Origin of the sequence: Amycolatopsis sp. CA-230715 (assembly GCF_018736145.1) — a bacterium.
GTDB lineage: Bacteria > Actinomycetota > Actinomycetes > Mycobacteriales > Pseudonocardiaceae > Amycolatopsis.
Genome location: NZ_CP059997.1, coordinates 1,568,728 through 1,592,437, shown reverse-complemented (window position 1 = coordinate 1,592,437; position 23,710 = coordinate 1,568,728). Strand labels below are relative to the sequence as shown.

At 70.5% G+C, this 23,710-nt stretch carries 26 protein-coding genes; 11 read left to right on the top strand and 15 right to left on the bottom strand.

Translation table 11 applies throughout. The features are described from left to right. Positions 1-84 precede the first annotated feature (84 nt). The 4 genes from hisD (at position 85) to HUW46_RS48220 (ending at position 3,395) form a co-directional block, all read left to right on the top strand. Complete coding sequence (hisD, locus tag HUW46_RS07530) at positions 85-1,410, top strand: histidinol dehydrogenase (RefSeq protein ID WP_215546600.1); 1,326 nt, start codon at positions 85-87, stop codon at positions 1,408-1,410. Continuing rightward, positions 1,407-2,507, top strand: a complete 1,101-nt coding sequence (locus tag HUW46_RS07525) for a histidinol-phosphate transaminase (RefSeq protein WP_215546599.1) — start codon at positions 1,407-1,409, stop codon at positions 2,505-2,507. The genes hisD and HUW46_RS07525 overlap by 4 nt, the downstream gene beginning before the upstream one ends. Then, positions 2,504-3,103 (top strand): imidazoleglycerol-phosphate dehydratase HisB, encoded by a 600-nt coding sequence (gene hisB, locus HUW46_RS07520; RefSeq protein ID WP_215546598.1) that lies wholly within the window; start codon positions 2,504-2,506, stop codon positions 3,101-3,103. The genes HUW46_RS07525 and hisB overlap by 4 nt, the downstream gene beginning before the upstream one ends. Positions 3,104-3,233: 130 nt before the next feature. Further along, positions 3,234-3,395, top strand: a complete 162-nt coding sequence (locus tag HUW46_RS48220) for a hypothetical protein (protein ID WP_254125908.1) — start codon at positions 3,234-3,236, stop codon at positions 3,393-3,395. A 4-nt stretch (positions 3,396-3,399) separates the two neighbouring features. On the opposite strand, the gene HUW46_RS07515 is transcribed toward HUW46_RS48220, so the two are convergent. Together HUW46_RS07515 and HUW46_RS07510 are read right to left on the bottom strand one after the other, a co-directional pair. Then, a complete protein-coding gene (locus HUW46_RS07515) occupies positions 3,400-4,302 on the bottom strand; it encodes an RICIN domain-containing protein (protein WP_254125906.1) in 903 nt (300 codons plus the stop codon). 95 nt (positions 4,303-4,397) lie between these two features. Beyond that, a complete protein-coding gene (locus HUW46_RS07510) occupies positions 4,398-6,593 on the bottom strand; it encodes an MMPL family transporter (RefSeq protein ID WP_215546597.1) in 2,196 nt (731 codons plus the stop codon). 161 nt (positions 6,594-6,754) lie between these two features. Here HUW46_RS07510 and HUW46_RS07505 point away from each other — a divergent pair, with 161 nt between their 5' ends. Continuing rightward, a complete protein-coding gene (locus tag HUW46_RS07505) occupies positions 6,755-7,345 on the top strand; it encodes a TetR/AcrR family transcriptional regulator (protein ID WP_215546596.1) in 591 nt (196 codons plus the stop codon). Positions 7,346-7,558: 213 nt separating this feature from the next. Here HUW46_RS07505 and HUW46_RS07500 read toward each other — a convergent pair whose 3' ends face one another. Then, positions 7,559-7,948, bottom strand: a complete 390-nt coding sequence (locus tag HUW46_RS07500; RefSeq protein WP_254125904.1) for a RidA family protein — start codon at positions 7,946-7,948, stop codon at positions 7,559-7,561. Positions 7,949-7,958: 10 nt separating this feature from the next. Next, positions 7,959-8,711, bottom strand: coding sequence for a TetR/AcrR family transcriptional regulator (locus HUW46_RS07495; RefSeq protein WP_215546595.1), 753 nt, complete (start codon positions 8,709-8,711; stop codon positions 7,959-7,961). Between the two features lie 119 nt (positions 8,712-8,830). Between HUW46_RS07495 and HUW46_RS07490 the strand changes: the two genes are divergently transcribed. Together HUW46_RS07490 and HUW46_RS07485 are read left to right on the top strand one after the other, a co-directional pair. After that, the gene (locus tag HUW46_RS07490; protein WP_215546594.1) at positions 8,831-9,805 is read left to right on the top strand and encodes an ATP-binding cassette domain-containing protein; all 975 of its coding nucleotides are present in this window, start codon (positions 8,831-8,833) and stop codon (positions 9,803-9,805) included. Next, positions 9,802-10,626, top strand: coding sequence for an ABC transporter permease (locus HUW46_RS07485; RefSeq protein ID WP_215546593.1), 825 nt, complete (start codon positions 9,802-9,804; stop codon positions 10,624-10,626). The genes HUW46_RS07490 and HUW46_RS07485 overlap by 4 nt, the downstream gene beginning before the upstream one ends. Here the strand turns inward: HUW46_RS07485 and HUW46_RS07480 are convergent. The 4 genes from HUW46_RS07480 to HUW46_RS07465 form a co-directional block, all read right to left on the bottom strand. Next, positions 10,615-11,469: a biotin-dependent carboxyltransferase family protein gene (locus HUW46_RS07480; protein WP_254125902.1), complete on the bottom strand. Its 855-nt coding sequence runs from the start codon at positions 11,467-11,469 to the stop codon at positions 10,615-10,617. The two genes, HUW46_RS07485 and HUW46_RS07480, sit on opposite strands and share 12 nt — an antisense overlap. Then, entirely contained in the window at positions 11,466-12,077 is a 612-nt protein-coding gene (locus tag HUW46_RS07475) for a 5-oxoprolinase subunit B family protein (protein WP_215546591.1), read from the bottom strand. The genes HUW46_RS07480 and HUW46_RS07475 overlap by 4 nt, the downstream gene beginning before the upstream one ends. Further along, a complete protein-coding gene (locus HUW46_RS07470) occupies positions 12,074-12,871 on the bottom strand; it encodes a putative hydro-lyase (RefSeq protein ID WP_256451421.1) in 798 nt (265 codons plus the stop codon). The genes HUW46_RS07475 and HUW46_RS07470 overlap by 4 nt, the downstream gene beginning before the upstream one ends. A gap of 266 nt (positions 12,872-13,137) precedes the next feature. Beyond that, positions 13,138-14,388: an MFS transporter gene (locus HUW46_RS07465; RefSeq protein WP_215546590.1), complete on the bottom strand. Its 1,251-nt coding sequence runs from the start codon at positions 14,386-14,388 to the stop codon at positions 13,138-13,140. Positions 14,389-14,506: 118 nt separating this feature from the next. Here HUW46_RS07465 and HUW46_RS07460 point away from each other — a divergent pair, with 118 nt between their 5' ends. Then, positions 14,507-15,214 carry a GntR family transcriptional regulator gene (locus HUW46_RS07460; protein WP_215546589.1) on the top strand — a complete coding sequence of 236 codons (708 nt, stop codon included), beginning with the start codon at positions 14,507-14,509 and terminating at the stop codon, positions 15,212-15,214. Positions 15,215-15,458: 244 nt separating this feature from the next. Here HUW46_RS07460 and soxR read toward each other — a convergent pair whose 3' ends face one another. Further along, complete coding sequence (gene soxR, locus HUW46_RS07455) at positions 15,459-15,920, bottom strand: redox-sensitive transcriptional activator SoxR (RefSeq protein ID WP_215546588.1); 462 nt, start codon at positions 15,918-15,920, stop codon at positions 15,459-15,461. A 53-nt stretch (positions 15,921-15,973) separates the two neighbouring features. Between soxR and HUW46_RS07450 the strand changes: the two genes are divergently transcribed. Genes HUW46_RS07450 through HUW46_RS07440 form a run of 3 tightly spaced genes read left to right on the top strand, consistent with a single transcriptional unit; the run spans position 15,974 to position 18,368 of the window. Next, complete coding sequence (locus HUW46_RS07450) at positions 15,974-16,666, top strand: thiamine pyrophosphate-dependent enzyme (RefSeq protein WP_215546587.1); 693 nt, start codon at positions 15,974-15,976, stop codon at positions 16,664-16,666. Beyond that, positions 16,663-17,553, top strand: a complete 891-nt coding sequence (locus tag HUW46_RS07445) for a transketolase family protein (protein ID WP_215546586.1) — start codon at positions 16,663-16,665, stop codon at positions 17,551-17,553. The genes HUW46_RS07450 and HUW46_RS07445 overlap by 4 nt, the downstream gene beginning before the upstream one ends. Before the next feature lie 14 nt (positions 17,554-17,567). Beyond that, complete coding sequence (locus HUW46_RS07440) at positions 17,568-18,368, top strand: transglutaminase-like domain-containing protein (RefSeq protein WP_215546585.1); 801 nt, start codon at positions 17,568-17,570, stop codon at positions 18,366-18,368. Position 18,369: 1 nt separating this feature from the next. Here the strand turns inward: HUW46_RS07440 and HUW46_RS07435 are convergent, their stop codons facing one another. The 6 genes from HUW46_RS07435 to HUW46_RS07410 all read right to left on the bottom strand — a co-directional run bounded on the left by HUW46_RS07435 (position 18,370) and on the right by HUW46_RS07410 (position 23,672). Further along, a complete protein-coding gene (locus HUW46_RS07435) occupies positions 18,370-19,536 on the bottom strand; it encodes an acyl-CoA dehydrogenase family protein (protein WP_215546584.1) in 1,167 nt (388 codons plus the stop codon). Between the two features lie 54 nt (positions 19,537-19,590). Beyond that, a complete protein-coding gene (locus HUW46_RS07430) occupies positions 19,591-19,743 on the bottom strand; it encodes a hypothetical protein (protein ID WP_215546583.1) in 153 nt (50 codons plus the stop codon). A 100-nt stretch (positions 19,744-19,843) separates the two neighbouring features. Continuing rightward, positions 19,844-20,500 (bottom strand): O-methyltransferase, encoded by a 657-nt coding sequence (locus HUW46_RS07425; protein ID WP_215546582.1) that lies wholly within the window; start codon positions 20,498-20,500, stop codon positions 19,844-19,846. Positions 20,501-20,522: 22 nt separating this feature from the next. Continuing rightward, positions 20,523-21,347, bottom strand: coding sequence for an ABC transporter ATP-binding protein (locus tag HUW46_RS07420; protein ID WP_215546581.1), 825 nt, complete (start codon positions 21,345-21,347; stop codon positions 20,523-20,525). A 58-nt stretch (positions 21,348-21,405) separates the two neighbouring features. Beyond that, the gene (locus HUW46_RS07415) at positions 21,406-23,391 is read right to left on the bottom strand and encodes an SDR family oxidoreductase (RefSeq protein ID WP_215546580.1); all 1,986 of its coding nucleotides are present in this window, start codon (positions 23,389-23,391) and stop codon (positions 21,406-21,408) included. 80 nt (positions 23,392-23,471) lie between these two features. Further along, positions 23,472-23,672: a hypothetical protein gene (locus HUW46_RS07410; RefSeq protein ID WP_215546579.1), complete on the bottom strand. Its 201-nt coding sequence runs from the start codon at positions 23,670-23,672 to the stop codon at positions 23,472-23,474. Positions 23,673-23,710: the final 38 nt, after the last annotated feature.

Sequence of the window (23,710 nt, the reverse complement as noted above, 5' to 3'; positions counted from 1 at the left end):
GCAACCTCCTGATCGTTTCCGGCCCGGCGCAGCCGAGCCTACGGCGCCCCGAGCGTGGGATGGCCCACCTCGTACCCTTGGGGCATGCTGAACCGTACCGACCTGCGAGGGCGCTCCCTGTCACCCGCCGAGCTGCGTGCCACGCTGCCGCGCGCGGAGATCGATGTGGACGCCGCCCTGCATCAGGTGCGGCCGGTGGTGGACGCGGTCCGCGAGCGCGGGGTCGAAGCGGTACTCGACTACACCGAGCGGTTCGACGGCGTGCGGCCCTCGCGCGTACGCGTGCCCGCGGCGGAGCTGACCCGTGCACTGTCCGAACTGGACGCCGACGTCCGCGCGGCACTCGAAGAGTCGATCGACCGCGCCCGCAAGGTGCACGCCGACCAGCGGCGCGCCGACGTCACCACCACCGTCGCCGAGGGCGGCACGGTCACCGAGCGCTGGGTTCCGGTGGCGCGCGTCGGCCTGTACGCGCCGGGCGGGCTCGCGGTCTACCCGTCGACCGTGGTGATGAACGTGGTGCCAGCGCAGATCGCCGGGGTCGGCTCGCTCGTGCTGTGCTCGCCGCCGCAGGCCGCGTTCGGCGGGCTGCCGCACCCGACCATCCTCGCCGCGGCCGAGCTGCTCGGCGTCGACGAGGTGTGGGCGGTCGGCGGCGCGCAGGCGGTCGCACTGCTCGCCTACGGCGCCGCCGACACCGACGGCGCCGAGCTGGCTGCCGTCGACATCGTCACCGGTCCCGGCAACATCTACCTGACCGCGGCCAAGCGCATGCTCCGCGGCATCATCGGCATCGACTCCGAGGCGGGGCCGACCGAGATCGCGATCCTCGCCGACGGCACCGCCGACGCCGCGCACGTCGCGGCCGACCTGATCAGCCAGGCCGAGCACGACCCGCTCGCCGCGAGCGTGCTGGTCACCACCTCCGAGCAGCTCGCCGACGAGGTCGAGACGGAGCTGAAGACGCGGGTCCCCGCGACGAAGCACACCGAACGCGTCGCGGAAGCGTTGGGAGGAAAGCAGTCCGGCATCATCCTGGTGTCCACTGTGGACGAAGGGCTGCGGGTGGTCGACGCGTACGCGGCCGAGCACCTGGAGATCCAGACCGCCGACGCGCGCGAGGTCGCCGCACGGGTCCGCAACGCGGGCGCGGTGTTCGTCGGCGCGTACGCCCCGGTGTCGCTCGGCGACTACTGCGCCGGGTCCAACCACGTACTGCCCACCGGCGGTTTCGCGAGGCACTCCTCCGGGCTGTCCGTGCAGAGCTTCCTGCGCGGGATCCACGTCGTGGATTACAGCGAGGAGGCGTTGCGGGCGGTCGCGCCGAAGGTCGTGTCGCTCGCGAACGCCGAGGACCTGCCAGCCCACGGCGAAGCCGTGACCGCCCGGTTCGAGGGGGACGCGAAATGACGCTCGGCGAAGACGTCACGCTCGAAGAGCTGCCGCTGCGCGAGGACCTGCGCGGCCGCTCGCCCTACGGCGCGCCGCAGCTCGACGTGGCCGTTCGGCTCAACACCAACGAAAACCCGTACCCGCCGCCGGTCGAACTCGTCGAGGACGTCCAGGCCGCGGTGCGCGCGGCGGCGGAGTCGTTGCACCGCTACCCCGACCGCGACGCCGTCGAGCTGCGCCGCGATCTCGCCGACTACCTCACGGTGGCCACGCGCGTGGTGCTCGACGAGCGGAACCTGTGGGCCGCCAACGGGTCCAACGAGATCCTGCAGCAGATCCTGCAGGCCTTCGGCGGCCCCGGCCGCAGCGCGCTCGGCTTCGAGCCGTCGTACTCGATGCACCCGATCATCGCCGCGGGCACGAGGACGGACTGGGTGCCGACGCCGCGGCGCGAGGACTTCTCGCTCGACACCGAGGCCGCCGCCGCGATCGTGGCGCAGCGGCAGCCCGACGTGGTGTTCGTGACCAGCCCCAACAACCCGACCGGCGGCTCGATCCCGTTCGACGAGCTCAGCGCGGTGCTCGAAGCCGCACCGGGCATCGTCGTCGTGGACGAGGCGTACGCGGAGTTCTCGTCGCAGCCGAGCGCGGTGTCCCTGCTCGAAACCTTCCCGCGCAAGCTGATCGTCTCGCGCACGATGAGCAAGGCGTTCGCGTTCGCGGGCGGGCGGCTCGGCTACCTCGCCGCGGCACCGGCCATTGTGGACGCGTTGCAGCTCGTCCGGCTGCCGTACCACCTGTCCTCGCTCACCCAGGCCGCCGCGCGCGCGGCGCTGCGGCACGCCGACGCCACGCTCGCCTCGGTGGCCAAGCTCGCCGCCGAGCGGGACAGGGTGTCCGAATCGTTGCTGGGCCTCGGGTTCACCCCGGTGCCAAGCGACGCCAACTTCATCCTCTTCGGACGGTTCGCCGACGCGCCTGCGAGCTGGCGGTCCTATGTGGACCTCGGCGTGCTGATCAGGGACGTCGGCATCCCCGGTCACCTCCGCGTCACGGTGGGCACGCCGGAGGAGAACGACGCGTTTTTGGAAGCCAGCAAGGAGATTCCGCGATGACTAGGGTCGGAAAAGTCGAACGCACGACCAAGGAGTCGTCGATCTCGGTGCAGCTCGATCTCGACGGCACCGGTGAGGTCGAGATCAGCACCGGCGTGCCGTTCTACGACCACATGCTCACCGCGTTCGGCGCGCACGGGTCGCTCGACCTCAAGGTGGACGCCAGCGGTGACACGCACATCGACGCGCACCACACCGTCGAGGACACCGCGATCGTGCTCGGGCAGGCGATCCGGCAGGCGCTCGGGGACAAGGCGGGCATCCGCCGCTTCGGCGACGCCTGGATCCCGATGGACGAGACCTTGGCGCACGCCGCGATCGACGTGTCCGGCCGCCCGTTCTGCGTGCACCTCGGCGAGCCCGAGCAGTTCAACGCGTTCACCATCGGCGGCAACTACCCGTTCGTGCTGACCAGGCACGTGTTCGACTCGCTGTCGTTCCACACGCAGATCGCGCTGCACGTGCGCGTGCTGCACGGCAGGGACCCGCACCACATCGCCGAAGCCCAGTACAAGGCGGTGGCCCGCGCACTGCGCGCCGCGACGGAACCGGACCCGCGCGCGGGCGGCATCCCGTCGACGAAGGGCGTGCTCTGAGCGCTGCGAGGGCCGTGTTCGGGGCGCTCAGGTCCTCGAAGGTGGCCTTCGGGGCATCGAAGCGAAGCGAAGCGCACGGCGCGAGGCGGGTGCCTGCGCCGTGCGCATCCGCGTGTGGCACGCTGACCGGGTGAGCAAGGAAGTCGTCGCCGTATTGCTGCTCGCGCTCGCCGGTTTCCTGATCGGCGGCGTCTACAGCCTGTGGAAGACCGCGAAGCTCTTCGCCGGTCTGCTCGCGATCGCCGCGGTGCTGGCGGTTGGCGGCGCCGTCGTCTGGCTCACCGGAAGCTGACCGCTCACTTCGGGGTGAACGTCCACCTGCTCGCCGCGCCCGAACAGCTTCCCGCCACCGCGTTGCCGCCCGAGGCGCGCACGCACTTCTGGCCGCTCTGGATGTCCGAGATCGTCTTGTCGGGGTTGATCGACCACTGCTGAGCCGGTCCACCGGTGCACTTCTGCAACACGACCTTTCCGCCGGACATGCCCGCGCACAGGTCGTTGACGAGCAGGAACGCGCCGTGGAAGGTGAACCGCTGGCTCGCCCCGCCGGAGCACGCGGCCGTCTTCAGCGCGGTGCCCGGCTTGGTGCTGTTCGCCGGATCTTCGAGGCACTGGCCCGTCGAGTCGTTCTTGTACTGCCCGACGGTCGTGGTCGGCTTCGCGCCGCCGTAGCAGGCGCCGCTCTTGGTGTCGAAGATCGGCGTCGGGTCGACGGTCTCGTCCGACGGCGGGTCGACCACGACGGGTTCCATCGTCGGCTTGCCGTCGGAGTTGTAGTGCGTCAACGCGTCTTCGCAGTCGATCGCGTCCATCGCGCTGCCGCCTTCACCGCCGAGCCACAGGTCGATATGCCGCAGCCCCGGTCCGCCGTTGGGGCCTTCGCCGCTCCAGTCCTCGCCGCATTCCTGGCAGGAGTCCTCCATGATGAAATATTTCTTCACCCGGGGGACCCAGACCTTCGTGCCCGCCTTGAGTTCCTTCGTCGAGGTCGCGAACGTGATCGGGTCGTCGTAGGTGCCCTCGCCGCCCGCGGTGTCGTGCAGCTTCGGGTATTCGATCTCACCGCCGGGCGGGGTGTTGTCCCACCACCCGTAGAACGTTAGGAACGTGGGCTGGGTGGTGGCCGCGTTCGCGGCGCCCGCACTGACGAAAAGCGCCGCGAGCAGGACGGTGGACAGAACGACGGCAAGCCGTTTCATGGCGCCTCCGTTGGGTTTCCAGCGGCGGCAGGTGTCCAGCATCGAGCCGGGCGGGCGCTCCCGTCAAGACCTATTCGGAAAGTTCTCTAACAAACTCAGCGGGCTGGTTCGAGGACCTTCTCGCCCGCGTCGCCGCCATCGCCGAGGTGCTGCGCGAGCTTCTCGCCTTCGACGTCGACGTTCGGCACGATCCGGTCCAGCCACTTCGGCAGCCACCACGCGTGCTTGCCCAGCAGCGACATCACCGCGGGCACGATCGTCATGCGCACCACGAAGGCGTCCACCGCGACCCCGAACGCGAGCGCGAACCCGATCGACTGGATGAGTGCCTGGTCGGCGAGCACGAACCCGGCGAACACGCTGATCATGATGAGCGCGGCCGCGACCACGACGCGGGAACCGTGCCGGAACCCGGTCACCATCGCCTGCTGAGCCGGTGCGCCGTGCACGTGTTCTTCGCGCATCCGCGTCACCAGGAACACCTGGTAGTCCATCGCCAGCCCGAACAGCACGCCGATCAGCAGGATCGGCAGCATGCTCATGATCGGGCCGGTGGTCTCCACGCCGAGCAGATCGGTCAGCCAGCCCCACTGGAACACGGCCACCACCGCGCCGAACGTCGCGATGACCGAGCCGAGGAAGCCGAGCGTCGCCTTGAGCGGCACGACCACCGACCGGAAAACCAGCATCAGCAACAAAAACGCCAGCCCGACGATGAGCGCGAGGTAGGGCAGCATCGCGTCGGCGAGCTTCTCGCTCACGTCGATGTTCGCCGCGGTCTGCCCGGTGACGGACAGCTTGGCGCCGGTGGCCTCGCCGAGGTTCGCGTTCTGCGCGCGGATGTCGGAGACGAGCTGTTCGGTCTGCTCGCTGCTGGGCCCGCTCTTCGGGACCACGCTCAGCAGCGCGGTGTCGCCGGTGGCGTTCACCTGCGGGGGAGTCACCGCCGCCACGTCGCCGAGCTTCGCAATGCCCGTGACCGCCTGGCGCACGGCGCCCTGCGGGTCCTTGCTGCCCTCGGTGTCGACGACCACGAGCAGTGGCCCGTTGGCGCCCTCGCCGAACCCGGAGGTCACCAGGTCGTAGGCCTTGCGCTGGGTCGAATCCGGTGCCGCGGTGCTGTCGTTGGGCAGGCCGAGCTGCATGCTGGTGGCCGGGATCGCGGCCACCAGCAGCGCCGCGACCGCGCCGACGAGCACCACGACCCGGTGCCGCGCCACGAACTTCGCCCACCGCTCGCCGTTCGTGGTCTTGGCGGCGTCGGCCGATTCCTCCCGCGCCTTCTTGCCGAGCACCTTCCGCCCGGCGAACCCGAGCACGGCGGGCAGCAGCGTCAGCGCGATGAGCACCGCGACGGCCACGGTCAGCGCGGCGGCGATGCCCATTTCGGCGAGGAACGGGATGCCGACGACGGTGAGCCCGGCGAGCGCGATGATCACGGTGAGCCCGGCGAACACGACGGCCGATCCCGCGGTGCCGACCGAGCGCGCGGCGGCCTCCTCGGGTTCCTTGCCCTCGCTGAGTTCGTGCCGATATCGGGAGACGATGAAGAGCGCGTAGTCGATGCCGACCGCGAGGCCGAGCATGAGCGCGAGGATCGGCGTGTTCGCGTTCAGCTCCATGAACCCGGACGCGGTCATGATCCCCGCCATGCCGACGCCGACCCCGATCAACGCGGTCAGCAGCGGCAGCCCGGCCGCGATGAGCGAGCCGAACGTGATGGCGAGGACGATCGCCGCGACGATCACGCCGATTCCTTCGGTGGCCTGGGTTTCCACCGGGCCCTGCACCGCGTCGCCGCCGATCTGGACCTCGAGCCCGGCCTGGCGCGCGGGATCGCCGGACGAGGTCAGCGCGGCGCGGTCCTCCGGCGTCAGCACGAACGCCTGCACCTTGTAGCTGACCTGCGCCAGCGCGACCTTGCCGTCCGGTGAGATCGTCTTGGCCTGGAAGGGATCCACGACTCCCGCGACCTGCGGCGCGACCTTGAGCTTGGCGACGACCTGCTCGACGGCGGCCCGGTTGGCCGGCTCGGTGAGCTTCTGCCCGTCCGGCGCGGCGATCGCGACGCGCGCGGTACCGCCGCCCGCGGACGCCTGCGGGAACTTCTCCTTGAGATGGTCGATCGCCTGCTGCGACTCGGTGCCGGGGATGGTCACGGCGTTCGTGGTCGTGCCCGAGAGCGTCAGCGCGCCGAGGCCGAGCGCCACGAGCACGGCCGCCCAGACACCGACGACGAGCCAGCGGCGGCGGAATGACGACCGGCCGAGCCGGTACAGAAGGGTGGCCACAGCACGCGCTCCGTTCTCGATCGGGTGAGTTCGACGCTAGCCGTTCGGCTAGGCGGCTACAAGCCGATCGGCAAGTTTGTGACTAGCCGCACGGCTAGGAGAAAAGTTTGCCGGTGGTACCGGGGGAGGCGTAGGGTTTGCCTGCTCTACGAGGAGGTTCGATGACAACCGGGACGATCCGGACCAGCGGCGCCGCGGGGGAGGACACGCGGTCGCGGCTACTGGCGACCGCGCTGCGGTTGTTCACCGAGCACGGCGCCGAGGGCACGTCGCTGCAGATGATCGCGGACGCGCTCGGGGTCACGAAGGCCGCGGTGTACTACCACTTCAAGACGAAGGACGAGATCACCGAGGCGGTCGCCGAGCCGGGGCTGCGCGAACTCGCCGCCGTCGTCGAGGAAGCGGCGACCTTCCGCAGGCGGGGCGCCCGCGTCGACCATCTGCTCACCGGGTTCGTCGACATCGTGGTCCGCCACCGCGCGCTCGTCGCGTTGTTCAGCAGCGATCCCGGAGTGGCCCGCGCGATCGAGAAGACGTTGCACGGCGAGGAAAGGTTCGAGAAGCGGCTGCTGACGTTGTTGTCGGGACCCGAGCCGGACACCGCCACGTTGGTGGCCGCGCACGTCGCGCTCGCCGGTATCGCGCTGGCGGGCGGGGCACCCGCGCTCGCCGGTCTCGACGACGAAAGCCTCCGCGAAGCGCTGCTGGCCGTCGGAAGGCGGTTGATGGGCCGCCCCCGCCCGCGGACCTAGAGACTGGTTCGAAGTGCTTTGCGTGGCGGTGCGGGTAGCGGAACCTCAGTCGCCTTCTCGCTCCGGGATCTCCAACTCATGAATAACCGCGTTGTCGTGCTGAAGGTCGTGATCGGGGCAGACGCCGCGCCACGGACATCGGTAAGTCACCGGAACCCGGGTTCGGGCGGAGAAGAGGCCTACGGACAACGATTCCGGGCCGAACTGCCCCGGTCAGGAGCCGAGCGCGGCCAGCACCTCGACCTCGACCCGGAAGTCCGGGTGCACCAGCCCGCTGACCTGGACCAGTGAACTCGCCGGGAGCCTGCCGGGGGAGAGGTACCTGTCCCGCACTGTGCGGAACACCGGGAGGTCCGCGAGATCGGTCAGGAAGATGGTGAACTTGACGACGTTTTCCATCCCGGCGCCCGCCGACGCCAGTGCGGCGACGAGGTTGCGGAAGACCTGGTCGATCTGCGCTTCGGGATCGTCTTTCCCGACCAGCGTGCCGTCGGCGTCGAGCGGCACCTGGCCGGACACCACGATCATGCGGCCCTGGAAGGAAACCGCGTGGCTGTACCCGTTGACCGGGGGTAGCCCCTCGGTGCCGTGGTATTCGATCACTCCCGGCACGTTACCCGATTCGAGACTGCACCCCGTCGAGGATGGTGTCGAGGCCGAAGTGGAGCGCGTGCTCGGGGCTCGCGGCCGCGTTGAACTGCGTGCCGACCGCGGTGCCGACGCGATCGGCGAGCACCAGCTCCTCGTCGTTCATGACCTGTTCGAGGACGGGAGCCACCGCGCTCCACCAGTCCACATCGGACATTCCGGAGGCCTTCTCCGTGCTGGACGCGATCCTCGCCGTGCGCGCGGCGGCGGAGACGTGGTTGAGCACGAGCGTCAGCACGGCGTCCATCTCGACGTCGGACAGGCCGATGCCGTCGAGCGGACGTAGTTCGGTTTCGTACTTCCGGCTGACGTGCGGGCCGAGCGCGCCGCGCGACGAATCGACGTCGAGCAGCCACGGGTGGCGCTCGTAGAGTTCCCAGTTCCGCCGCGCCACGAACTTCATCCCCGCGCGCCAGTCGCCTGCTTCGGTCGCGGCGCCGACGTCGTCGCCGTACAACTCCTCGTAGACGGCGTCGACCATCAACGCGACGAGGTCTTCCTTGCCGGGGACGTGCCCGTACAGCGACATCGCGCCGACCCCGAGGTGCTCGGCGACGCGGCGCATCGAGACCCCGGCCAAGCCGCCCGTGTCGGCGAGTTCGATCCCGGCCCGCACGATCGCGGTCACCGTGAGCCCCGACCGGCCGGGGCTGGGGTGGTGGCCCCACAGCAGGTAGATGGTGCGGGTCAGCTCGGATGCGGGGGGCTGCCTGGCCAAGGTCTTCCTTTCCGCCCGAATTCGCGAACCAGGCTTGCGTCTGCCGTACACCGTACCGTACGCTCAGCGGCCGTACGACGTACCGTACGCCGTACGGCACTGCGGAGAAGAGGGGACGCATGCTGGAAAACGATCGAGGGCCCGCGATCGCCGCGGTCGGGGTCCGCAAGGCCTATCCGTCGGCTGGCAAGGACGATCCGCCCGCGCTCGACGGGTTCGACCTCGAGGTTTCGCGCGGCACCGTGCACGGGCTGCTCGGACCGAACGGCGCGGGGAAGACCACCGCCGTCCGGATCATGGCCACGCTGCTCGACCTCGACGAGGGGACCGTGCTGATCGGCGGCGACGACGTGGCCCGCGACGGCGGGCGGGTGCGGCGGCGGATCGGTCTCGTCGGCCAGTACGCCGCCGTCGACGAAGAGCTGACCGGGCTGCAGAACCTCGTGATGTTCGGCAGGCTGAGCCGGCTTTCGGTGCGTGCGGCCAAAACCCGCGCCGCGGAGCTACTCGACCGGTTCGGGCTGGCGGACACCGGGACGAAGCGCGTGAGCGCCTATTCCGGCGGGATGCGCAGGCGGCTCGACCTCGCGGCGGGACTGCTGGTCGCGCCGGAGGTCCTGTTCGTGGACGAGCCCACGACGGGGCTCGACCCCGCCGGGCGGCGCGAGGTCTGGACGGCCATCCGCGATCTCGTCGACGGCGGCACCACGGTCCTGCTGACCACCCAGTACCTGGAGGAGGCCGATCAGCTCGCGGACCGCGTTTCGATGCTCACGCGGGGAAGGGTCGTCGCGGAGGGGACGCCCGCGGAGCTGAAGGCGAAGGTCGGCGACGACTGGCTCGACCTGGTTCCCCGTGACAGCACGGACATCGCGCGCATCACCGGTGTCGTCGGCACGTGGGCGAGCGGCGAGATCCACGTGTCGGACGGCACCGTTCGGGTCCCCGTCGCGGACCGCGCGGGCGCGCTGCTCGGAGCGGCGGCCGCCTTGCGCGACGCGGGGATCGGCCTCGACGACATCGCGATCCGCACGCCCAGCCTCGACGACGTTTTCCTGCACCTGAACGAAAAAACCGAAGGGGTTCCGGTATGACCACGGCTTACACCACGTTCGAGGACGGCTTGGCCGACCGGTTCCGGCACGCCGTCGCCGACACCTGGACGATCACCCTGCGCGCGCTGCACCACTGGCGGAACCGGCCGGGGGTGATGGTCTTCGGCTGGCTGTTCCCGGTGCTGCTGATGGCCGTGTTCATCGGCCTGCTCGGTGGCGCGCTCGGCGGGAGCACGGGCGGGGACTACATCGACTTCGTGCTGCCCGGCGCTTTCGCGATGGCGATGTTCTTCGGCCTGGAAGGCACGATGACCGCCGTTTCGTCGGACGCGGCCAAGGGGGTCACCGACCGGTTCCGCTCGCTGCCGATGAGCGGTGTCGCCGTCGTCGCGGGACGGTGCACGGCCGACCTGATCAACTCGGTCGTCGGGCTGGCCGTGGTCGTGCTCGCCGGGCTGGTGTTCGGCTGGCGGCCCCATGCGGGGCTGCCCGCGATCGCCGCCGCGTTCGGGCTGCTGCTCCTGCTCCGGTTCGCGATGCTGTGGATCGGCGTGTTCATCGGGCTGAAGGCGAAGAACCAGGAGACGGTGACCGCGGTGCAGGTGGCGGTCTGGCCGCTGCTGATGTTGTCGAGCGTGTTCGTGGACACCGCGACGATGCCGCGGTGGCTGGGCACGATCGCGGAGTACAACCCGCTTTCGACCACCACCACCGCGGTGCGCGAACTGCTCGGAAATCCCGTCGTAGGCGGGTCTTTCGCGGTCGACAACGCGACCCTGCTCGCGATCGTCGTGCCGGTGCTGCTGGTCGCGGTGTTCCTGCCGTTGTCCGCGTCCGGCTACCGGCACCTACGGCGCTGAGAACCGGATCGACTGGCCCGGTCTCGCCTGCGCGGCGAGGTCGACGTCGTCTTCCAGCACGACGGCGGGCACCGGGTAGCCGCCGGTGACCGGGTGATCGGCGAGGAACAGGATCGGGTGGCCCGAAGGCGGAACCTGCAGCGCGCCGAGAACTCCCGCCTCCGGTGGGAGTTCGTCGCCCCTGGCGCGCCGCAGGACCGGCCCGTCGAGCCGGATCCCGACCCGGTCGGCCTCGGCGGTGACCCGGTGCGGGGCGGACAGCAGCGAGGTGAGCGCGTCCTCGGCGAACCAGTCCAGCCGCGGCCCCGGCACGACGCGCAACACCAGTTCGTCCGGGAAAGGGCGCTGTGGAGCCAAATCCACGGGCGGATGGGGGAGTGAAGGCGTGCCCACGGGGAGCACGCAGCCCGGCGTCAGCGCGGCGGGGCCGAGGCGCGCCATCGTGTCCGTGGCGCGCGATCCGAGCACCGGCGGCACGTCGATCCCGCCGCGGACCGCGAGGTAGCTCCGCAGGCCGTTGTCCGGTGTGGCAAGGGAAACCTCGTCGCCGGGGCGGACCGGGATGGGCGCGGACATCCCGGCCGCCCTCGCCCCGGCGGTGATCGCGCACGGCGCACCGGTCACGGCGACGACGGCGTGCTCGGTGAAGCGCACCACGAGGCCGCCGAGCGTGGCCTCGATCGCCGCGCACCCTTCGGGATTACCGACGAGCCGGTTCGCGAGCCGGAACGAGCGACGGTCCGCGGCGCCCGAGCGGCCGACCCCGATCGCCGCGAGCCCCGGCCGTCCCAGGTCCTGCACGGTGGCGAACGGCCCCGGCCGCACCACTTCGAGCTTTTTCAAGGGCACACCCGGAATTCGACGCGGGTTCCCGGGGCCAGGAGGTTCGGCGGCTCGCGGTCGGCGTCCCAGACCGCGAGCGCGGTGTGCCCGAGCAGGTGCCAGCCGCCGGGGGACGGGTGCGGGTAGACGGCCGAATACTCGCCCGCGATGGCGATCGAGCCCGCGGGCACCCTCGTCCTCGGCGAGGCCCGGCGCGGCAGGCGCAGGCGGGGGTCGAGCCCGGTCAGGTAGCCGAATCCCGGTGCGAACCCGCAGAACGCGACCGTGTACGCGGCGGCCGAATGCCGCCGGACCACCTCGGGCACGGACAGCCCGGAAGCCTCGGCGACGGCGGCGAGATCCGCGCCGTCGTACCGCACCGGCAGCACGACCGATGGGCCGCGGGTCGTGGTGCCGGTATCGAATTCGCGCTCGTGCACGGCCGCGCGGACGCGGTCGAACGAGGTGCGCGCCGGATCGAACCGCACCAGCAGCGTCCGGGCGCCGGCCACCAGTTCGTCCACTCCGGACAGTGGCGAGGCGGACAGCGCGGCGCGGAGCCCGACGACTTCGCCCGCGTCGTAGAGATCCACCAGCGCCGCCCGCTCGCCGTAGGGCACGACCTTCACGAACCCACCCGGTATTCGGTGTCGCGCCGGTCCGAGATGAACATGTGGCCTGGCGCGTGCGTGATGGCGAACGGCGGGCGCGACGCCATCAGCGCGGCCTGCGGGGTCACGCCGCACGCCCAGAACACCGGCACGTCACCGGGTTCGGCGACGACCGCGTCGCCGAAGTCCGGCCGCGCGAGGTCCTCGATGCCCAGCGCACGCGGGTTTCCGCTGTGCACCGGCGAACCGTGGACGGCGGGCATCGAACTGGTCACGCGCACGGCCTCGTCGACGAGTGCCGCCGGGATCTGCCGCATCGACACCACCAGCGGGCCGTGCAATCGCCCGGCGGGGCGGCACTGCTTCGTGGTGGTGTACATGGCCACGTTGCGGCCCCGCTCGACGTGCCGCAGCGGGATCCCCGCCGCGGCGAGCGCGGTCTCGAAGGTGAAGCTGCAGCCGATCAAGAAGGTGACCAGGTCTTCCCGCCAGAACGGTGTCGCGTCGGTGGTTTCGCGCACCAGCTCGCCGTTTTCCCATAGCCGGTACCGGGGAAGGTCGGTGCGGAGATCCGCGCCGTCGGCGAGTTTCGTCGTGGTGGCACCGGGTTCGCTCACGTCGAGCACCGGGCACGGTTTCGGGTTCCGCTGGCAGAACAGGAGCAGGTCGTCCGCCCAGTCCCGCGGCACCGCGATGAGATTGGCCTGCGCGTACCCCGAAGCCCAGCCGGTGGTCGGTTCGCTGACGCCGGAGCGGAAGAGCGCGCGGGCCCGCGCCGGGTGCACGGTGGCGGTGTCGTCGAACGTGGTCATCGCGACTCCTTTTAGGAGGTTTTTTTGAAGGTGGTTTGCGTGGCGGTGCGGGTAGGAGAACCTGACGTGGCCCACCCGCCAGCCCGACCACCGCCCCTCACGGAGGCGCTGCGCGCCACTGTGCTGTCTGGCTCCGGGATCGCCGACTCATGACCGCCAGGTCACCACGCTGGCGCTGTCCTCGCCAGGAACCACGTCAGAACCTCCGGCGGTGCGAGCTGACGGCCCACCTCAAGCGGCTCCGCCGCTTTTGAAACACGTGCTAGTCAGGTGAGGTCACGGTTCCGGGTTTCGGGAAGGCCCAGCAGCGCGAGCGCGGCCACGGCGTACCCGATCGCGCCGAACGCCATCGTGCCGCCGACGCCGAGGAAGCCGACCAGGCCGGGGAAAACGGCGCCGACCGCGCGCCCGAAGTTGTAGGTGAAGCCCTGCCCGGTGCCGCGCAGCGCGGTCGGGTACAGCTCGGCGAGGAACGCGCCGAACCCGCTGAAGATCGCCGACATGCAGAACCCGAGCGGGAAACCGAGCACCAGCACGAACGCGTTCGCGTCGGCGGGTGCCTGGGTGTAGGCGACGATGAGCGCCGCGGACAGCACGGCGAACAGGGTGAACGTGCGCTTGCGGCCCAGCAGGTCGGTGAGGTACCCGCCGCAGACGTAGCCGACGAACGCGCCGGTGATCTGGAACGCGAGGAAACCGCCGGTGCCCACGATGCCGAGGCCGCGCGTGGTCTTCAGGTACTGCGGCAGCCAGGTCGCGAGCGTGTAGTAGCCGCCCTGGACGCCGGTCGCGAAGATCGAGGCGATCACCGTGGTGCGCAGCAGATCGCCCTTCCAGATCGCGAGGAACGAGCCGCGGCTCGACGTCTTCGCGCGCCGTTCGGTCGCTTCGTCGGCGTCGGTGACCGAACGCCGGAGCCACAGCACGAGCAGCGCCGGGATGGCGCCGGTCCAGAACAGCACGCGCCACGCGATCGCATCGCCGAGGGTGCTGAACACGATCGTCGACACGATCACCGACAGGCCCCAGCCGACGGCCCACGCGCTCTGCACGAACGCGACCGTCCGGCCGCGGTACTTCGTGGAGGCGTACTCGGCGACGAGGATCGCGCCCGCCGCCCATTCGCCGCCGAAGCCGAGCCCTTGCAGCGCGCGGAACACGAGCAGCGTCTCGAAGTTCGGCGCGAACCCGCACAGCACCGTGAAGACCGTGTAGACGGCGATGGTGAGCTGCAGCGTGCGCACGCGGCCGATGCGATCGGCGAGCACGCCCGCGAGCGCGCCGCCGACCGCGGACACCACGAGCGTGACGGTGCTCAGCAGCCCGGCCTGCCCGGTCGTGAGATGGAAGAAGGCGATGATCGCGGCCGTGGCCAGCGGGAGCACCTGGTAGTCGTACGAATCGAGGCCGTAGCCGCCGAAGGCGCCGATGAACGCGCGCTGCCCGCGTTTGCCGAGCGTGCGGTACCAGGCGAACGGGCGGGTGTCCTCGGTGGTGGACGCCGGTGTGGGGTTCATGCGGACCTCGCTAGGGGACGAAGTTCATCGTGGCATGGCTCACACCGTAGATGATTGTTGAACAATTCCACAAGAGGCTGATTTTATCGTTCCTCATGTGACGGAGTAGGCTCGCCGTGTGAGAACGGCCGATGACGGTTCTGGCGCCTTGGGGCTCGAAGCCGACCGGGGCTTGCTCGGCAGGACGAGCACCGCCGAACGCGTCGCGGATATCCTGCGCACCCGGGTCGCGGAGGGCTTCTTCCAGCCGGGGGCGCGCCTGTCCGAGCACGACATCGGGAACGCGCTCGGCGTCTCGCGGAACACCCTGCGCGAGGCCTTCCGCCTGCTGACGCACGAGCGGCTGCTGAACCACGAGCTGAACCGCGGCGTGTTCGTCCGCATGCTGCGCGTCGAAGACGTGGTCGACCTGTACCGGGTGCGCAAGCTCGTCGAATGCGCCGCGGTGCGCCCCGTGACCGAGCCGCCCGAAGGCCTGGCGCGGCTTGAGCGCGCCGTCTCCGACGGTGACGTCGCCGCCAAGGGGGAGCGGTGGCAGCACCTCGGCACCGCGAACATCCACTTCCACCAGGCAATCGCGGCCCTGGGCGGCAGCACCCGCGTGGACGAGCTGATGCGCGGCATCTTCGCGGAACTGCGGCTGGTCTTCCACGTGATGGCCGACCCGCGCCGGTTCCACGAGCGGTACCTCGTCCGCAACCACGAAATCCTGGACCGGCTTCGCGTCGGTGACGGCGCTGGCGCCGAAGAGCTGCTCGCCGTCTACCTGAACGATTCCGAACGCCAGCTGGTCGAGGCCTACGCCGAACGAACCGCCGACTCCTGACCCTTCGCGCGGGCGGCGCACTTCGCCAACCTACGGTCCGCGCCGGAGGCGCGGCCATTGCCAACCCAGCCCCGCACCGGCGAGCCGACGCGCCCCGCGCGGCGGGGAGCGTTCAAGTCGAGTGCAGGGCCGCCAGGCCCTCTAAATTTGCGATGGCGGGGGCGCCCAACGCGACTAACCCGCGCCGAACCACGACAGCCGCGCCCCCGGCAGCGCAAATTTTGACACGCGATAAAAGGCAAAGTCAGGCGCCGCCTTCGGAGACTGGTTTCAGCAGGCGTGCGCCGGGGCCGAAGCGGGCCATCTGGTCGTCTTGGTTGTACAGGCCGCAGACGCGCAGCGAGAGGCAGCCGCAGCCGACGCAGCCGGTGAGCCTGTCCCGCAGGCGTTGCAGCGCGTCGATCCTCGCGTCGAGTTCTTCTTGCCAGCTCTTGGAAAGCCGGGCCCAGTCGGCTTTCGTCGGGGCGTGGTCCTTGGGGAGGGTGGCGAGTGCGGCGCTGATTTCTTCGAGGCTCAGGCCGACTCGTTGCGCGGCGCGGATGAACGCGATGCGGCGCAGGATCGACCGGGGGTAGCGGCGCTGGTTGCCCGCGGAGCGCTCCGACGAGATGAGCCCCCGGTCCTCGTAGAACCTCAGCGCGGTGTGCGGGACCCCGCTGCGCTCGGAGACCTGTCCGATGCTGAGGTGGTCGGCAAGTTTGGTCACGCCACCCACCTTAGCCTTGACTTCGACTATGGTCGAGGTTGCACGGTGAGACCATGGTTACCACGACGGGGTACGAAGAGCTGCCGGGGCTGATCGCCCGCATGACCGGTGACGAAAAGCATTCGGTGGCTGCGGAGTCCACAGTGGACGTGCTGTGGGTGCTTTACGACCGGGTGCTCAAGATCGCGCCCGCCACCGCGCACCACGCGCGGCGCGACCGGTTCCTGCTGTCGAAGGGCCACGGGCCGATGGCCTACTACGCGGTGCTGGCCGCGAAGGGCTTCCTCACCGAAGGCGAGCTGGACGGCTGGGCTGGCCGGGATTCGCGGCTCGGCATGCACCCCGACCGCACGCGGGTGCCGGGGGTGGAGATTTCGAGCGGTTCGCTCGGGCACGGGCTGCCGATCGCGGTCGGCACCGCGCTCGGGCTGCGCGCGCAACGGATCCCGTCGAAGGTCGTGGTCCTCGTCGGGGACGCCGAACTCGACGAGGGTTCCAACGAAGAGGCGATCGCGTTCGCCGGTCGCGCCGGGCTGGAAAAGCTGACGACCGTCGTGGTGGACAACGCGTCGGCGACGCACGGCTGGCCGGGCGGGATCGCGGCGCGGTTCGAGGTGGAGGGCTGGGCCACGCGCACGGTCGACGGCCGCGACCACGACGCGCTGTACGCCGTGTTCACCGCCGAACACCCCGGCAGGCCGCTCGCGGTCGTGGCCACCGTCGAACCGAAGGAGCTGGCGGCGTGACCATGCGCGACGGATTTCTGTCCACAATAGACAGGGCGCTGGACCTCGATCCCAGGATCGCGGTGGTGCTTGGCGACATCTCGGCGGCGCAGCTCGACGGCGCGCACGCCCGCCACCCGAACCGGGTGCTCAACCTCGGCATCCGCGAGCAGCTCATGGTGTCGGTCGCCGGCGGGCTCGCGCTCACCGGGATGCGGCCGGTGGTGCACACCTTCTCGTCGTTCCTCGTCGAGCGGCCGTTCGAACAGCTCAAGCTGGACCTGGTGCACCAGGGCACGGGCGCGGTACTGGTGTCCTACGGCGGTTCCTACGACATGCCCACCGCGGGCCGCACGCACCAGTCGCCTGGGGACGTGGCGCTGATCGACAGCCTGCCCGGCTGGACCGTGCACGTGCCGGGCCATCCCGACGAGGCGGAGCGCCTGCTGCTGGAATCGCTGCCGGGCAACGCCAACGTGTACCTGCGGCTCTCCGCGCAGGAGAATCGCTCGCCGCACCTCGGCGTCGGCTTCCAGCAGCTGCGGCGCGGGCGGTCGGGTGTGGTGGTGGCGGTCGGCCCGGTGCTCGACCGGGTGCTGGCGGCGACTTCGGACGCCGACGTCACCGTGCTCTACGCCTCGACGATCCGCCCGTTCGACGCGGCGGGGCTGCGTGCCGCGGTCGACGCGGCGGCGCCGGACGTGGTGCTGGTGGAGCCCTACCTCGCCGGGACCTCCGCGCACGCGGTCGCCGACGCGCTGCGGGGCGTCCGCCACCGGCTGCTTTCCCTCGGCACCACGCGGGACCACGAGGTGCGGATCTACGGCGAAGAAGAGGACCACGACGTCGCGCACGGCCTGGACGAGGGCGGTATCCGCGCCGCGGTGAAGACCTTCCTGGACGGGTGAGCGAAGATGGCGGTATGTCCCCGCTGTGCCGCCTCGAAACGGACCTGTCCCTGCAGATCACCAAACCGGGCAGGGTGGCGCTGTCCGTCGCGGTTTCCTCGCCCGCGCGCGAGGAGCTGACCCTCACCGGTCCGGCGGCGACGGGCGGCGAGCCGCCGGTGGTCGAGTTCCGGCACGGCACCAGGGTGCACCTGCTCGACCTCGCCGAGGGCGCGCTCACGATCGGCTACCGCGCGGAGTGCGCGCCCGGCGCGGCGGAACCCGAGCCGGTGAGCGAGCACGACTTCGTCCTCTACACCAGGCCGAGCCGGTACTGCCAGTCCGACCGCTTCCTCGCGGTGGCCACCGCCGAGTTCGGGGAACTGCCCGATGTTCGGTCCAAAGTGGACGCTATCGTGGCGTTCGCGGCGCGGCGACTGTCCTATGTGATCGGATCGAGCCGCTCGTCCGACGGCGCGATCGACACGATGCTCGCCGGTGCCGGGGTGTGCCGCGACTACGCGCACGTGTGCGTCGCGCTGTGCCGCGCGCTCGACATCCCGGCGCGGTTCGTCGCCGTGTACGCGCCCGGACTGTCCCCAATGGACTTCCACGCGGTGTTCGAGGCCGCGATCGACGGGCACTGGTACGTCTTCGACGCCACGCACCTCGCCCCGCGCGCGAGCATGGTGCGCATCGCCACCGGCCGGGACGCGGCCGACACCGCGTTCCTCACCACGCTGGGCGCCGAGCTGGACCTGACCGCGACCTCGGTCCGCGCCGTGGCCGAGCCCGCGCTCCCGGAGGAGGAAAGCGGGCTCGTCGCACTGCGGTGAGTCAGCGGAACGCGGCGATCCCGGTGACGGACTGGCCGAGCGAGAGCGCGTGCATCTCCTCGGTGCCTTCGTAGGTCAGCACCGTTTCGAGGTTCGCCATGTGCCGCATCACCGGGTACTCCAGGGAAATCCCGTTGGCGCCGAGCATCGCCCGCGCGGTGCGCGCGACCTCCAGCGCCGACCGGACGTTCGCGAGCTTGCCGAAGCTGACGTGGTTGTGGTGCAGCCGCCCGGCGTCCTTGAGCGCGCCGATCCGGGTGGCGACCAGCCCGGCGCGGTTGACCTCCACCACGAGGTCGGCGAGCTTGCGCTGGGTGAGCTGGAACCCGGCGAGCGGCTTGCCGAACTGCTCGCGGCTCAGCGTGTAGTCGAGCGCCGCCTCGTAGCAGGAGCGCGCCGCGCCGACGACGCCGAAGAGGATCCCGTACCGCGCTTCGTTGAGGCAGCTCAACGGTCCCCGCAAACCGCGGACCTCCGGGAACGCCGCGGCCGAGGGCAGGCGGACGTCTTCGAGCACCAGCTCCGCGGTCAGCGACGCGCGCAGCGACAGCTTGTGCTTGACCTCGTTCGCGGTGAACCCCGGCGTGTCCGTCGGCACGACGAACCCGCGCACGCCCTCTTCGGTCTGCGCCCACACCACGGCGACGTCGGCGACGGTGCCGTTGGTGATCCACATCTTGGTGCCGTTCAGGACCCAGTCGTCGCCGTCGCGGCGGGCCGCGGTCCGCATGCTGCCGGGGTCGCTGCCCGCGTCCGGCTCGGTGAGGCCGAAGCAGCCGAGCGCCTCGCCCGCGGCGAGCTTCGGCAGCCACTCCTGCTTGTGCTCCTCCGAACCCCAGCGGTGCAGCGCGTACATGGCCAGCGAGCCCTGCACGGAAACGAAGCTGCGCAGCCCCGAGTCCACGGCTTCCAGCTCGCGGCACGCGATGCCGTACGCGGTGGCCGAAGTCCCCGCGCAGCCGTACCCCTGAAGGTGCATGCCCAGCAGGCCGAGCCCGCCGAAGCCCTTGGCCAGCTCGCGCGCGGGCAGCGAACCGTGCTCGTACCACTCGGCCACCTGGGGGAGCAGCTGATCGGCCGCGTAGTCCCGCACCGCGTCGCGGATGTCCCTGTCCTCGCTGCTGAGGTCGGCGTCGAGGTCGAGGAAATCGTGCGGGTTCGGGCTCATCGCGTCCGTCCTTCTCGTCGGGTTGTCCTGCGAAGAGCCTAACGAGGAGAAGGACTAACCGACGTCGAGGAGTTTTTCGTCACCGCGGCGCTGCGCGGGGATGGGCGGGAGCACGACGGTTTCGGTGATGATCGCCGGGAACGCGACGCTGTCGACATCCGCACGCCACTCGGCGAACAGCTCTTCCAGGCGACGGTCGGGATCCATCTGGTTTCTCCTGGGCACACAGCCGGGAAGCCCGCTTCTTGAGCTTCTACGGGACCTTCTGTACCCAGGACGGGGGTCACTCAAACGTGGGTGACGTGGATCACTTCGCTATGCGCACGATGGTGAACCCGTCGTAACCCTTCGCGCCGACCGTCTGCAGCGCGGTGGCCTCCGCGCGCGGCTCGGCCTCGATCACGTCGTGCAGTGCGCGAACCCCTTGGACGGCCTCGTCCTCGCTGGTCGCGTTGGCCACCGCGCCCTGGCGGACCACGTTGTCGACGACGATCACGGTGCCCGGTTTCGCCAGCCGCACCGCCCACTGGAAGTAGTGCGGGTTGTTCTGCTTGTCGGCGTCGACGAACACGAGGTCGAACGGGCCGGTCAGCGTCGGCAGGGTGTCCAGCGCGGGACCGACCCGGATGTCGACGACCTCGGCGAGCCCGGCCTTCGCGAGATTGGCGCGCGCCACTTCGGCGTGCTTCGCAACGGCCTCCAACGTCACGAGGCTCCCGCCCGGCGCGAGCGCCCGCGCGAGCCAGATCGTGCTGTACCCGCCGAGCGTGCCGATCTCGAGGATCGACCGCGCACCGGCGATCTTCGCCAGCAGGTTGAGGAACTTGCCCTGGTGGGGCGTCACCGCGATCCGCGGAAGGTCCGCCGCCGCACTGGCTTCGAGTGCGGCATCGAGCGCCGGGTCCGGTGGGAGCAGCTTGTCGGCGAAGTAGGTGTCGACGGCGGTCCAAAGATCCTGTGGCATACCGCGAACCTACCGCCGAGGCTCAGCGGCGGGCCTTGGGAATGACGAGCGGGGTGCCGGTTTCCGGGTCCGGCATCACCTGGCACGGCAGCTCGAAGATCTCCTGCACGCGCTCGGCCGTGACGACCTCTTCCGGGGTGCCGGTCGCCAGGATCCGCCCGTCCCGCATGGCGATCATGTGCGTGGCGTAGCGCGCCGCGTGGTTGAGGTCGTGCAGCACCGCGACCAGCGTGCGCCCGCGCCCGTGGAGTTCGGCGCACAGTTCGAGGATGTCGATCTGGTGCGCGATGTCGAGGTAGGTGGTCGGCTCGTCGAGCAGCAGCAGATCGGTTTCCTGCGCGAGGGCCATCGCCATCCAGACCCGCTGGCGTTGCCCGCCCGACAGTTCGTCGACGAGCCGCTCGGCGAGGTCTTCGACACCGGTGGCGCGCATGGATTCCTCGACCACCGCGGCGTCGTCGCGCGACCACTGGCGGAGCAGGCGCTGGTGCGGGTAGCGGCCGCGGCCGACGAGATCGGCGACGGTGATGCCGTCCGGGGCGATGGAGCTCTGCGGCAGCAGGCCGAGCTTGCGCGCCACCTGCTTCGCGGGCAGCGAGCCGATCACGTCGCCGTCGAGGTAGACCGTGCCCTTGCGGGGTTTCAGCATCCGCGCGAGCGCCCGCAGCAGCGTGGTCTTCCCGCACGCGTTGGGGCCGACGATGATCGTGAACGACTGGTCGGGGATCACCACGCCGAGGTCCTCGGCGACGGTCCTGCCGTCGTAGGCCAGGGTGAGTTCCTCCGCGTGCAGGCGCGTTCCGGTGTCCTGCCGCGGCTCGGTGATCGTGTCTACGGTCTGCTCCACATTGGTTAGGCTAACCTAGCGACCCCGGGTCGGGGGAGCCCGTGCGCGGACCGTTGCGTCAGGACAGTCCGCGCACGACGGTCTTGACGACGGCGCTCAACGGCCCGCGCGCCTTGCCCCGCCCGCGAACCTCCGGCGCCGATTCGGGCGCCACGCGGTAGACGAGGTGCGCGATCGCCCGCGCGGTCCGCGGCGCGACCCTGGTGGCGAGCTCCATGGCGGTGCCCTCCGGCCGGTTCACGATCTCCTTGCGCGTTTCGAGCGCCTTCACCACGAGCTTCGCCGCGCTTTCCGGGCTGCTCGACGGCAGCGTCCGGTAGATCCCGGTCGGCGCGATCATGTCGGTGCGCACCAACGGCATCCGCACCGAGCTGAACGTGACCCCGTCGGAAAGCAGTTCGCGACCCGCGGCGAGGCCGAACTCCTCGAGTGCCGCCTTCGACGCGAGGTACGCCGAGAACCGGGGTGTGTCGGTCTGGAGGCCCTGCGTGGTGACGTTCACGATGTGGCCGAAGCGGCGGTCCACCATGGACGGCAGCAGGCCGAGCACCAGCCGGACCGGGCCGAAGTAGTTGATCGCCATGGTGCGTTCGAAGTCGTGCGCGCGCTCGGTCGAGTAGCGCAGCGAGCGGCGGATCGACCGGCCCGCGTTGTTGACGAGCATGTCCACCGCGCCGTGTTCGGCGAGCACGTCCTTGACGAGCGCGTCGACGGCGTCGCTGTCGGTCAGGTCGCACTGGTAGGCGTGCGCGTCGCCGCCGGTTTCGGTGATACCGCGGCGAACCTGGTCCAGTTCGTCGGCGCGCCTGGCGACCAGCAGCACCCGCGCGCCCCGCTCGGCGATCTGCACCGCGCTCGCGGCGCCGATGCCCGAGGACGCTCCCGTCACCATGATCACCTTGCCGCGCAAGGGATTCCCCTTGTCGCCGCGGCGCGCGCGGTACGGGTCGAGGTGGGTGCGCCAGTACCGGTACAGCGGGCCCGCGTACTCGCGCAGTCCGGGAAGCGTGATGCCGCTGCCGGACAACGCGGCCGTGGTGCGCGCGGTGTCGAAGTCCACCGCCATGCTCAGGTGCGGCAGAACCTGAGGTGGCACACCGAGTTCCGCCACCAGGGTTTCGCCGGCCTCGCGCCCGCCCGGTACGCGGTCGAGCGCGCTCGCGAGCAGTTTCACGGTGCGAGTGCCCGCTTTCCGGAACGCCGCCGACGCGCCCGCGGGCAGGGTCGCTCCGATCCTCGGCGCACCGGCTTCGCGCGCGAACGCGTTGTACACCTCGGTCAGCGACTGCGGCCGCGGTGATCCGAGGTGGTAGGTCGCGCCCGCGGGCGCGTCGCGGTGCATGAGGTAGTTCATCGCGTCGACGACGTAGTCCACCGGGACCAGGTTCGTGGCACCGAAATCGGGCCCGGCGAGCGGCAGCCGCGATGGCAGCGCGCCGAGCCGGGAAATGGTCGGCAGGAAGTAGTATGGCCCGTCGATCTTGTCCATCTCGCCGGTGTGGGAGTCGCCGACGACGGCCGAGGGCCGGTACACCCGGAACGGCACGGAACCGTTCTCCCGCACCAGTTTCTCGGCTTCGAACTTCGTGCGGTGGTACGGCGAGGCGAACCGCTGGCCGAGGTCGAAATCGGACTCGGTGAACCGCCCGGCGTGCGTGCCCGCGACGGCGATGGACGAGACGTGGTGGAACAGCCCGGCGTTCACCGCGGTGGCGAACGCGAGGGCGTTGCGGGTGCCTTCGACGTTCGCGGCGTGGTTGGCGTCGTCGTCGGCGGTGAAGTCGTAGACCGCGGCGAGGTGCACGGCGTGATCGATGGGATCGAGGGTGGCGGGGTCGACGCCGAGCGAGGGCTCGGTGAGATCGCCGACCACGGGGACCAGTCGTCCGCGCTCCGGCCAGTCCTCGGCGAGCTTGGCGAGGCGGCCCTTCGAGGTCTCCCGCACGAGCGCGTAGACGGTGGTGGTTTCCGGCCTGGCCAGCAGCCGCGCGGTGAGGCGCTTGCCGATGAAGCCGGTCGCTCCGGTCACGAAGTAGCTCGTCATTTGCTCGACACCCTTTTGGCACGTGGTCAACGAACGGGCTGAGTCTACCTACTCGTGAGTAGTAATGCGAGCCCGCGGGGTCATGCGGGGTGCTGCGCGACCGCGACGACCGCGTCCCGCAGCGCGGCGCGGAGCCTGCCGACGTCGAGCGGGGCGAGCACCGCGGCTTCGCCAGGCGGCGCCACGATGACCACCCTGTCACTGCTCACGAACACCGTCAGGTCCCGGCGCCGCCCGGACAGATCTCGGCAGCTGACCGACCACTCATCCCTCGACGACACGTTCTCTCCGCCTTCCCGATAGGCCCAAGATTGGTGCG